Origin of the sequence: Streptomyces sp. cmx-18-6 (assembly GCF_046548915.1) — a bacterium.
Lineage (GTDB): Bacteria > Actinomycetota > Actinomycetes > Streptomycetales > Streptomycetaceae > Streptomyces.
Genome location: NZ_JAEBEP010000003.1, coordinates 573205 through 583717, shown reverse-complemented (window position 1 = coordinate 583717; position 10513 = coordinate 573205). Strand labels below are relative to the sequence as shown.

Sequence of the window (10513 nt, the reverse complement as noted above, 5' to 3'; positions counted from 1 at the left end):
GCTCCGACAACAGACCATCGACATCCTCACGGTCCACCGTCAGGTCATCGGCGAAACGCCGGTCACCGGTCGCGTCGGGCACATACTTCACACAGACAACGATCCTCAAGCTCACGCCGGCTCTCCTGCCTACCTGGGTGTGGTCCCCTGCCGATCGGGCCCGGTCCCACCTGGGTGTGGTTTCGTAAGGGTGACCTTATGGTACTCAGTACCCTCTGTAAAGGTACCCAGTGCCAAAAGTGCCCCTCCGGTGCTACGTTTCGCCGCATGAGCGAGGCACGCGGACCCGAGAAGAAGGCACCCATGCGAGAGGTGCTCGCGCAGGCGGCCTTCCAGCTCTTTCTGGAGCGGGGCTTCGAGCGGACGACGGTGGACGACATCGTGGCGCGGGCCGGGGTGGGCCGGCGTTCGTTCTTCCGGTACTTCCCCTCCAAGGAGGACGTGGTCTTCCCGGACCACGAGCGCTGTCTCGCCGAGATGACCGAATTCCTGGCCGCCGTGGACGACGGCGACCCGGTGGGCGCGGTGTGCGACGCCGCGCGGATCGTGCTGCGCATGTACGCGGCCGACCCCGAGTTCTCCGTACAGCGCTACCGGCTCACCCGTGAGGTGCCCGGGCTGCGGACGTACGAACTGTCGGTGGTGCGCCGTTACGAGCAGACGCTCGCCGGTCACCTCCGGGGCCGGTTCGGCGTGGACGGCGACGGGGAGTTGCGGGCCGAGGTGATCGCGGCCTCCGTGGTCGCCGCGCACAACAACGGGCTGCGGCTGTGGCTGCGTTCGGGTGGTGCGGGGGATCCCGAGGCGGCCGTGGACCATGCGCTCGCCCTGGTGCGGGAGGTGTGGGAGCGGCGGCGGGCCGCCGAGTCCTCGCCCGCACCGGAGAAGCCGGCCGCGGCCGGGGTCGCCGCCGGCTCGGGCGACAGCGAGGTCATCGTCATGATCGCGTCCAAAGGGACGCCGATGTGGCGCGTCGTGCAGCAGATCGAGGCGGCGGTCGGCGAGAGCTGAGCCGGCGCCCGGAGCAAAGAACTCGGTAATAATCGGCACTCAGTGCCTTTACTCTCCGGCACTCAGTGCCATATGGTGCGGACGCGCCGTCAGCCAGGTGCGGCGCGTCCGAGTCGAGCGCAGGGGGTCGATCCGTGTCTCAGGCAGGAATGGGCACCGTCCAGAAGACGCACGAGGAGTGCGGCCTCTCCTACAACCGCTGCCGTTGGTGCGGCACCGCCTCGTTCCGGCGGCTGCTGTGCCCGGTGTGCGCGTCGAGCGAACTGGAGCCGGAACGCACCACCGGCCACGGGGTGGTCGTCCGCACCGGGGTGGTCCACCGCTACACCGAGGCGGCGCGCAACGAATCCCTGGTCCGCTTTCCCGAGGGGTTCGTCTTCCGTTGCCAGGTCGTCGGCGCCGCACCGCAGTTGGTGGCGGTCGGCGCCCGGGTGAAGCCCCTCGCCGGCGAGGAGCCGGAGACGACGGGCGCGGTGGTCCTGGAGCTCTGCGAGCCGCCCGTACGACGCGACTGGGCCTGAGGAGGGGGAGCCCGCCGGACCCCTCCGCGCCCCGGAGAGAGCGCTGCCGGGGCGCGGGCAGGGCGCGGGCGGTCCAGGACCGAGTCAGCCGATGCGCTTGAGCAGTTCTTCGGCCAGCGGTGTGGCGGACGCCGGGTTCTGGCCGGTCACCAGGTTCCGGTCGACGATCACGTACGGAGCCCAGGGCTCGCCCTCCTGGAAGTCCGCGCCGAGCTCCACCAGCCGGTCCTGAAGCAGCCACTTCGCCTTGTCGGCCAGGCCCGCCTGAGCCTCCTCGGCGTTGGTGAAGCCCGTCAGCCGGTAGCCGGAGAACACGTTCACGCCATCGGGGCCGATGGCGGCGAGCAGGGCCGCCGGAGCGTGGCAGACGACGCCGAGCGGCTTGCCCGATGCGAGGGTCTCGGTGAGCAGCCGCCCCGAGTCGGGGTCCACCGCGAGGTCCTCCATCGGGCCGTGGCCGCCGGGGTAGAAGACGGCGTCGTACGCCTTCAGGTCCACGTCCTCCAGGGGAACCGGCCGCCGCAGCTCCTCGAACGACTCCAGTCCGGCCGTGATCCGGTCCGCGCCCTCCTGGCCGCCGTTGACGTCGGGCGCGAGGCTGCCGCGGTCCACGGTGGGGACGACGCCCCCGGGGGTGGCGACGACCACCTGGTGACCGGCGGCCGTGAACACCTCGTACGGGGCCACGGCCTCCTCGGCCCAGAAGCCCGTGGGGTGGGCCGTGCCGTCCGCCAGGGTCCAGTGGTCCGCGCCGGTCACCACGAAAAGGATCTTTGCCATGTCGTACATCTCCGAACGTCGGGGTGGGCTGACCAGGCCGACCGTAGGCGCGGCCCGGTCAGGATCCGCTTCCGGGCGGCGTGTGCCGCGAAGAGGGTTCCGACGGGTCCGCGGCACTCGGCCGTACGGCGGATCGCCTGCCCGCCGCAGCCGGTGTGAATCCTCCGGGGCCGGGGCCACGGCCAGGGCCGGGACGCTCGGTTGCGCTGGGGGGAGAGACCTCCGGGTCAGGGGGCCGCGCGCCGGGCTTCCCAGTCGGCCACCAGCGCGTCCGTCTGCTCCACGAAGCCGCTGAACAGGTCGGCGAGCGAGGCCAGCCGGTCGCGGGCCTCGCCCTGCGCCACCGGGATTCCGGCGCTCAGGGTCTCGGTGAACTTCCGCATGTGGGCGTTGTTCACCAGCAGCAGATGCTGGAGGTCGCCCACCGCCTCGTAATCGATCCGTCTGCTGCCGGGCCTGGTGGTGCGCCGTACCAGGGTCCACGCCTCCAACTGGCGGGCGGCCACGCTGAGTCCGCTCTTGGCCTGGCCGAGCTCCCGGGTCATGGTGTCGAGATCCACCGGCTTGTTGCGCAGCAGGAGGTAGCCGAAGAGGCGGCCGGTGGCCTGGGGGAGGCCCCAGCGCTCCATGAGCGAACCCATCTCGCTGATGAAGGAGGATTCCGCGTCGCTGAAGTCGTTCGTGCCGGGGGCCGGGGACGTGCCGGGGGGCAGGGAGTCGGCGTCGGGGGTGCTGTCGTGGTCAGTCATGGTCTCGCTGGGTTCTCGGGCCTTCGGGAAGGCGACGGGCGGCCGGTTGACCTCGTCGGGACGGTCGAGATCGGCGACGTGTCCGACGCCGGGGATGGGGTCGAACTCGCTGCTCGGAGCCCGTTCGCCCCACCGTTCCATCGCCGAGCGGATGCTACCCGTCCGTGCTGTCGTCTCCCGCGCGGGTGAGCGGCCCCGGCCCACCGGACCGGCCGGCCCCGCACGCCCCGACCAACCGTGAGCGGCCCGGCTCCTCCCCAGAGGGCGCCGAGCCGCTTCGGGGGCCGGGTGAACCCGCCCGTGCTGACGTGGACCCGCCCGTGCCCGATGCGGCCCCGCCCGGCACGCCCCAAGACGTTCCTCAGGCGTTCTTGATGTCGCGCCGGTCCACCGCGTACGTACCGACTCCGACCACCGCCACCGCGACGGCCACCAGCAACGCGACCCCGCCCCACGGAATGCCGTTGAGCAGCGGGTCGCTCCCCAGCGCCCACTCCCACGGGGAGACGTTCGCCAGCGGCTTCAGGGCGTCGGACATCGGCGCGATGGCGTGCAGCAGGTACCCGACGATGAGGACGCCCGCCGCCACCCCCAGCGCGGGGCCGCGCCCGAGGCCGAATCCGACGACGGCGTAGGCGATGCCCGCGTGCACCACGGCCAGCAGGGCGACGGTCAGCGTCACCGCCGCGACGCCGCCCGTGGAGACGTCCATGTCGTAGGTGACGACCGAGCCGTACACCGCCAGCCAGACCAGGACGCTGGTGAAGGCCAGGCCGAAGGCCACGCAGAGGAAGCGCAGCAGGAAGACCCGGCGGCGGGCGACCGGCAGCGCGAGCAGCAGTTCCAGCCGCCCGGCCTCCTCGTCCCCGCCGGTCAGGGCGGTCGTGGCGGACACGGCCATCAGGCCGAGCAGCAGCGGCAGCAGGACCGCGTACAGGTTCCCCTTGAGGTAGCCGCTCGCGCTGCTGATCTGGTCGATCCCGAACGCGGCCGCCACCTCGGGCGAGACTCCGGAGGTGAAGTCCTCCAGCGCGCCGGAGCTCTCCATCGAGGGCCAGGCGCCGACGACGGCGAGGGCCAGCACGACCAGCGCGGCCGACCAGGCGAGCAGGATGCGTTTCTGGATCTGTACTCCGCGCCGGAAGATCTCCGAGCTGGGCGATGACATGTGTGTTCCCTTCCGGCCACCGCCGGGGCGGCCTTGATCGCTGAGGTGCCGAGGACGAGGACCGATCGCGGGTTCGTCCGCAGCCGTAGCCACACCCGTAGCCGTAGCCGCAGCAGTGGCCACACCCGCTGCCGAGGCCGCTACCGCGTCGGACCGGCGGCCGGGAAGCTCTCCGCCGCCGTGCCGCTCCGGCCGTCGCGGGCGTCCCCGGCCGGGGAGCCCTCCGTGCTGCTCCGGCCGCCGCCCCGGACGTCCTGCTGGTAGTACCTCAGGAACGCTTCCTCCAGGTCCGGTTCGGGTGCGGTGAGCGTCGCGATCCGGTGTCCCGCCAGGAACCGCAGCAGGCCGTCCGGCGACCCGGTCCACGCCAGGGACACCTCCTGACCCTCCGGCCGGCGGCGCTGCACCGCCGACGCCCCGTCCAGGGCGGTGAGCGCGGTGAGCGGTACGTCCTCGCCCTCGGCGAAGGCGATGTGGAAGCGCTGGGCGGCCTCGCGGCGCAGCTCGCGCGTCGGGCCGGAGGCGGCGAGCCTGCCGCCCTGCACCACCGCGACCAGGTCCGCGACCCGTTCGACCTCGGAGAGGATGTGCGAGGACAGCAGCACGCTCTGCCCGTTGTCCCGGGCCTCCTCGACGAGGCCCAGGAACACCTGCTGCATCAGCGGATCGAGCCCGTTGGTCGGCTCGTCGAGGATCAGCAGCTCGGGCCGGGCCATGAAGGCCCCGACCAGGCCGACCTTGCGCCGGTTGCCGGTCGACAGCCCGCGCACCTGCCGGGCCGGATCGACGCCGAGCCGTTCGACGAGCTCGTCCCGGTAGGCGGTGTCGGTCAGCCCCCGGAGCCGTCCCCACGAGGTCAGCGTCTGCTCGATGGTCAGCCGGTCGTCCAGCCGCAGCTCACCGGGCAGATAGCCGATCCGTCGCCGCACCTCGGGTTCGGTGGGGTCCTGGTCCAGCACCCGGACCCGGCCCGAGGTGGGCCGGGAGAGGCCCATGAGCATGCGGATCGTGGTGCTCTTGCCGGCTCCGTTGGGCCCCAGGTATCCGTAGACCACGCCCGGGGGGACCGTCAGGTTCAGCCGGCTCAGCGCGGTGAAGTCGCCGAACCTCTTGGTGACATCGGTACATTCGATGAGAGGGGTCACGTCTCTTCTGCTCTCTCCTCATACCGCTCGCGTCCGCCGGATCCATGGCGTCCGCGGCTCTTGCTCCAGTCGACGTTCAGTGATTACTGAATCTAATCAACAACATAGCGGTGCGGCCCGCCCGCCGCAATCAAGTGCTGCGTGAACGAAGTGCCTCGGCGGTCCTCGCCGGGCCCGCGCCGTGAGCCGTCCGGTCTCCGCCGCCCCCCGGCCGGAGCTCCGGCCGGCCGTGCTTAGCTGGAGCCATGATCGATGACTTCCTGTACGGGACCGCCGGGGACACCGGACCGCTGGCCGAGGTCGAGGCGGCCGTCCGCGCCGCGGCGGCGGCCGAGATCATGCCCCGCCACCGGAAGCTCGCCGCCCACGAGATCATCGAGAAGAGCGGCCCGCACGACCTGGTCACCGCCGCGGACCGGCTGGCCGAGGAGCACCTCACCGCCGCCCTCACCAAGCTGCTGCCCGGCTCGGTCGTCGTCGGCGAGGAGTCCGTGCACGCCGACCCCGCCGTCTACGACGCCCTCGGCGGGGACGACCCCGTCTGGATCGTCGACCCGGTCGACGGCACCCGCCAGTTCGTCCGGGGCGAGGCCGGATTCTGCACCCTGGTCGCCCTCGCCCAGCACGGCGAGGTCCTCGCCTCCTGGACGTACGCACCGGTCCTGGGCGAGATGGCCATCGCCGTACGCGGCCGGGGCGCGACGCTGAACGGCACGCCGATACGCTCCGGCGCGCCCGCCCCCGACGCCGTACTGAAGGTGGCGATGTCGCACCCCGACTACACCACCGAAGCGCAGAAGCAGGCGCTGCTGGGCCTGCGCACCGAGGGGATCGACGCCCGCCCCTGCGGCTCGGCCGGGCTCGAGTACCTCGCCGTCGCCCGTGGGGCCGGTGACGCGATCGCCTTCAACTGGGAGTACGCGTGGGACCACGCCGCGGGTCTGCTCCTGGTCACCGAGGCGGGCGGATCCCAGGCGACCCTGTCCGGCAGCCCGTTCCGGATCGCGGGCGGCAACGACCTGCCGTTCACGGCGGCCCGCGACGAGAACACGGTCCAGCGCGTCCTGACCGCCCTGCGCACGGGCGGCTGACGCACCGCACCAGGGTGCGGGCCGGGTTCCGGGGCGGTCGAAGCGCCACGCGGAGGCCCGGCCCGAATCCCGGCGCGGCCGAAGCGCCACGCGGAGGGCCCGGGACCAGCGCCACGCGGAGGGCCCGGCCCGAGCCCCGCCTCCCGCCCCCGACCCGGGACCCACCCCGACCCAGGACCCACCCCCGGCCGGGTCCCCACCCCGAGCCCCCGAACCACCCGAGCCCGCGCTCTCGGCGCCCACGAATATCCTGGGTTTCCGCCCGCCGGCTGACGAAGGAGTCCCAAGGTGCCGTCGATGCTCGATGTGGTCGTCGTGGGGGCAGGGCCCAACGGGCTGACCGCCGCCGCCGAACTGGCCCGCAGGGGCTTCGCCGTGGAGGTCCACGAGGCGCACGACACGGTCGGCGGGGGAGCCCGCACCGAGGAGCTGACGCTGCCGGGGTTCCGGCACGACCCCTGTTCCGCCGTGCACCCGCTCGGGATCGGCTCGCCCGCGTTCCGGGCGATGCCGCTGGCCCGGCACGGCCTGGAGTGGCTGCCCCCCGAGGTGGAGCTCGCGCACCCCTTCCCGGACGGTACCGCCGCCGTGCTCACCCGGTCCGTCGGCGAGAGCGCGATGTCGCTGGGCCCCGGTGACGCGGGCGCGTACCGCCGCCTCCTCGCCCCCTTCCTCGGCCACTGGGACACCCTGGCCGCCGACTTCCTGCGCGCCCACCTGGCCGGGCTGCCCCGCGACCCCTACCGACTGGCCCGCTTCGGCCTGCTCGGCCTCCAGCCCGCCACCTGGGTCTCCCGGCGCTTCGGCGGCGAGAAGGCCCGGGGCCTCTTCGCCGGGCTCGCCGCCCACGCCATCGCCCCGACCAGCGGCTTCGCCACCTCCGGCATCGCGCTCGTCTTCGCGCTCGCCGCCCATGAGAACGGCTGGCCGGTGCCGCGCGGCGGTTCACAGGCCATCGCGGACGCCCTCGCCTCCTACCTCCGCGAACAGGGCGGCGCCATCCGCACCGGCAGCGAGGTCAAGCGGCTGGACGAACTCCCGCCGGCCCGCGCCTACATCTTCGACACCTCGCCCACCGCCCTCGCCCGGATCGCGGGCCTCGGCAACGCCTACCAGCGCTATCGCTACGGCGCGTCCGCCTTCAAGATCGACTACGCGCTGTCCGGCCCCGTCCCCTGGACCGCCGAGGACGCCCGCCGCGCCGGCACCGTCCACATCGGGCCCGACGCCGGGACCATCGACACCGCGCTCAAGGCCGCCGTCGAGGGACGCGACCCCGCCGTCCCCTTCCTCATCACCGCCCAGCCGAGCGTCGTCGACCCCTCCCGGGCTCCCGAAGGACGCCACGTCTTCTGGGTGTACGGGCATGTCCCGGCCGACTGGCAGGGCGACGCCACCGAGGTCATCGAACGCCAACTGGAGCGCTTCGCCCCCGGGTTCCGCGACCTGGTGCTCGCCCGCGCGGTGTCCGGCCCGCCCCAGCTCGCCGCGCGCAACGCGAATTACGTCGGCGGCGACATCGCCTGCGGAGCCTTCTCCGGCCTCCAGACCCTGATCCGCCCCAAGCTCGCCCGCGTCCCGTACGCGACCGCGCACCCGGCGGTCTTCATCTGCTCCTCGGCCACCCCGCCCGGCCCTGGTGTGCACGGCATGTCCGGCCACCACGCCGCCAAGGCCGTATGGCGGCGACTGCGCGCCTCCTGACCCCCCGCTCCCCGCTCCCCGGATCAGCCGCGCGTGGCCGGGGCCCAACGCCGCCCGGCCGCACCGCCGATCTGGCTGCCCAGCACGGTGCCCACGCCGATGGCGGCCGTGGTGGCGAACGCCAGCACCGCGTAACCGCCCGCCCCCGGCACGTGCAGCGCGTACTGGAGCAGGCTGCGGTACACGTCGGGGCCGGGCAGCAGGGCCCCCGCGATACCGGGCACCACCAGGGAGCGCGAGGGGATGCGCAGGGCCGGCGCCACGGCCCCGGCCGCCGTGCCCAGCACCGCCGCCGCCCCCAGGACCGCCAGCGGCGTGGGCTGGTGCAGCTCCTGGTGCAGGACGCCGTTGACCAGACCGGCCAGCACGCCCGCGCCCATCGCCCACGGCAACAGCCGGGGCGGGCCTCCCATGAAGACGGCGTTGCCGAGCGCCCCCACCGCCGAGGTCAGCAGGGACAGCAGCAACGGCAGCGCGCGGAAAGCGGTGTTGCGGGCGTCGACGTCGGCGTCCCGCAGCAGAAACCCCACGAGTGAGATCCCGCCGACCATCGCCGCCAGGAACATGCCCACGCTGATGAGCCGCCCGGCCGCCATCGCCCGGAACCCCGAGATGGCGTCCTCCGCGAGGCTCACCACCGACAGGATCGGCAGCAGCAGCACCATGTTGGCCGCCGCGACGCTCGCCGCCTCACCCCCGGTCAGGGCCCGCGCGTCCGCCAGGAGCATCGTCCCCCCGACGACGGCGGCGGTCTGGAGCCCCGTGACGTAGAAGGACGGCAGTCCGTTGGCGCTCAGCGCCCAGCCGAACCGGTTGCCCACCAGGAACACCACGGTGGAGACCGCGGCCGCCTTCGGCGTCCCCGACGCGAGCACGCAGAGCATGGCGGCCAGCAGGGCCCCGCCCAGCACCTTGGTCCACCAGGGCCAGAAGCCCTTCAGCGAGATGATGCGGGTCAGTTCGCGCTCTGCGGCGACGGGGCTCAGATCCTCGTCCAGCACCCGGTGGGTGAGCGCGCTCAGATCGTCCAGCTGCCGCAGGTCGCGGCTGTCCTCCGAGCCCGTCTCCATCATCATCGTCAGCGGCCTGGCCCCCGGCGGCGCGTACTGGGCCTGGATGGTCCGCGAGGTCACATCGACCGTCATGTGGTCCATCCCCCAGCGCGCGGTGACCGCGACGATCGCCGACTCGATGGCCAGGGTCTGCGCCCCGGCGAGGAACAGCTCCCGCCCGTGACGCAGCGCGAACCGCATGGAGGCGACGGCGGTGCGCTCGTCCACGTCCCTCGGCGCGGGGAACGCGTATCCCTCGAACTCCGTTCCGTACAGCCGGTCCAGCAACGTCGACTCGTTGTCCCGCAACCGGGCGAGCTGCTCCCGCCGCGCCCTGCGCCGGGAGAGGAACGAGCCGCCGGAGGGCCTGCCGACCAGGGTCCCGCCCGTCCGGCCGCCGGTGGACGCATCGTCTGAGGACACGGACGCGCCCCTCCCCTGAGTAGCCACCGCCGACAGCACGGGAACGTCGATGGATCGGGACACTCCCGACAGTGCGGCAATCTCTATATATCGGGACATTCTGCCCCTCGGGCGGGCGGTCGAGCGGCAACGGGACACCGCGCGTCACCGCCCGGCCGCAGCGCGGCGGCTCCACGGGACCGGACCGGTCCGGTCCGCCCGAGCGGGCGGCGCGGGCCTGCGGGGCGCGGCATGATGTGCGCATGAGCACCTCCGTTTCCCCCGCGGTCCGCCTGGTCCGCGGTGACATCACCGACCAGTCCGTCGACGTCATCGTCAACGCGGCGAACTCCTCGCTCCTCGGCGGCGGCGGGGTGGACGGCGCGATCCACCGGCGCGGCGGGCCCGACATCCTCGCCGCCTGCCGGGAACTGCGCGCCTCGCAGTACGGCAAGGGCCTCGCCACCGGCCGGGCCGTCGCCACCACCGCCGGACGCCTCGCCGCCCGCTGGGTGATCCACACGGTCGGCCCGGTCTTCTCCGGAGCCCAGGACCGTTCCGCGCTGCTCGCCTCCTGTTACCGCGAATCACTGCGCCTGGCCGCCGAGTTGGGGGCCAGGACCATCGCGTTCCCGGCGATCTCCACCGGCATCTACGGCTGGCCGATGGACGACGGGGCGCGGATCGCCGTCCGCACGGTGCTGGCGGAGACCGTGGCCCCCGTCGAGGAAGTGCGGTTCGTGCTGTTCGACGCGCACGCGTACGTGGAGTTCGAGGAAGTCCTCGCGATGCGCGGCTGAGAACGGCCCAGGCCCCGCCCCGCCCCGGCGCGGCCACGGCCCGGCCCAGGCCCTGCCACCGCCCGGCCCCGGCGCGCGGCGTCGGATTTC

10 protein-coding genes and 1 pseudogene are annotated in these 10513 nt (G+C 73.3%); 5 read left to right on the top strand and 6 right to left on the bottom strand.

Features of this window, described 5'->3' with window-relative positions:
- Positions 1–115, bottom strand: a pseudogene (locus ACLJPL_RS10725) (electron transfer flavoprotein subunit beta); the annotation flags it as partial.
- A 188-nt stretch (positions 116–303) separates the two neighbouring features.
- Between ACLJPL_RS10725 and ACLJPL_RS10720 the strand changes: the two are divergent.
- Together ACLJPL_RS10720 and ACLJPL_RS10715 are read left to right on the top strand one after the other, a co-directional pair.
- Complete coding sequence (locus tag ACLJPL_RS10720) at positions 304–1011, top strand: TetR family transcriptional regulator (RefSeq protein WP_411080545.1); 708 nt, start codon at positions 304–306, stop codon at positions 1009–1011.
- 149 nt (positions 1012–1160) lie between these two features.
- On the top strand, positions 1161–1532 hold the full coding sequence (locus ACLJPL_RS10715) for a Zn-ribbon domain-containing OB-fold protein (RefSeq protein ID WP_411080544.1): 372 nt from the start codon (positions 1161–1163) through the stop codon (positions 1530–1532).
- A gap of 84 nt (positions 1533–1616) precedes the next feature.
- Here the strand turns inward: ACLJPL_RS10715 and ACLJPL_RS10710 are convergent, their stop codons facing one another.
- The 4 genes from ACLJPL_RS10710 to ACLJPL_RS10695 all read right to left on the bottom strand — a co-directional run bounded on the left by ACLJPL_RS10710 (position 1617) and on the right by ACLJPL_RS10695 (position 5374).
- The gene (locus ACLJPL_RS10710) at positions 1617–2312 is read right to left on the bottom strand and encodes a type 1 glutamine amidotransferase domain-containing protein (protein WP_411080522.1); all 696 of its coding nucleotides are present in this window, start codon (positions 2310–2312) and stop codon (positions 1617–1619) included.
- A 227-nt stretch (positions 2313–2539) separates the two neighbouring features.
- Positions 2540–3202 (bottom strand): GbsR/MarR family transcriptional regulator, encoded by a 663-nt coding sequence (locus ACLJPL_RS10705; protein WP_411080521.1) that lies wholly within the window; start codon positions 3200–3202, stop codon positions 2540–2542.
- Between the two features lie 220 nt (positions 3203–3422).
- On the bottom strand, positions 3423–4229 hold the full coding sequence (locus tag ACLJPL_RS10700) for an ABC transporter permease (RefSeq protein ID WP_411080520.1): 807 nt from the start codon (positions 4227–4229) through the stop codon (positions 3423–3425).
- A 140-nt stretch (positions 4230–4369) separates the two neighbouring features.
- Complete coding sequence (locus ACLJPL_RS10695; protein ID WP_411080519.1) at positions 4370–5374, bottom strand: ABC transporter ATP-binding protein; 1005 nt, start codon at positions 5372–5374, stop codon at positions 4370–4372.
- Positions 5375–5619: 245 nt separating this feature from the next.
- Here ACLJPL_RS10695 and ACLJPL_RS10690 point away from each other — a divergent pair, with 245 nt between their 5' ends.
- Positions 5620–6465: an inositol monophosphatase family protein gene (locus tag ACLJPL_RS10690; RefSeq protein WP_411080518.1), complete on the top strand. Its 846-nt coding sequence runs from the start codon at positions 5620–5622 to the stop codon at positions 6463–6465.
- Between the two features lie 288 nt (positions 6466–6753).
- The gene (locus ACLJPL_RS10685; protein ID WP_411080517.1) at positions 6754–8169 is read left to right on the top strand and encodes a phytoene desaturase family protein; all 1416 of its coding nucleotides are present in this window, start codon (positions 6754–6756) and stop codon (positions 8167–8169) included.
- Positions 8170–8192: 23 nt separating this feature from the next.
- Here the strand turns inward: ACLJPL_RS10685 and ACLJPL_RS10680 are convergent, their stop codons facing one another.
- On the bottom strand, positions 8193–9644 hold the full coding sequence (locus tag ACLJPL_RS10680) for a threonine/serine exporter family protein (RefSeq protein ID WP_411080516.1): 1452 nt from the start codon (positions 9642–9644) through the stop codon (positions 8193–8195).
- Positions 9645–9886: 242 nt separating this feature from the next.
- Between ACLJPL_RS10680 and ACLJPL_RS10675 the strand changes: the two genes are divergently transcribed.
- Complete coding sequence (locus ACLJPL_RS10675) at positions 9887–10423, top strand: O-acetyl-ADP-ribose deacetylase (RefSeq protein ID WP_411080515.1); 537 nt, start codon at positions 9887–9889, stop codon at positions 10421–10423.
- Positions 10424–10513: the final 90 nt, after the last annotated feature.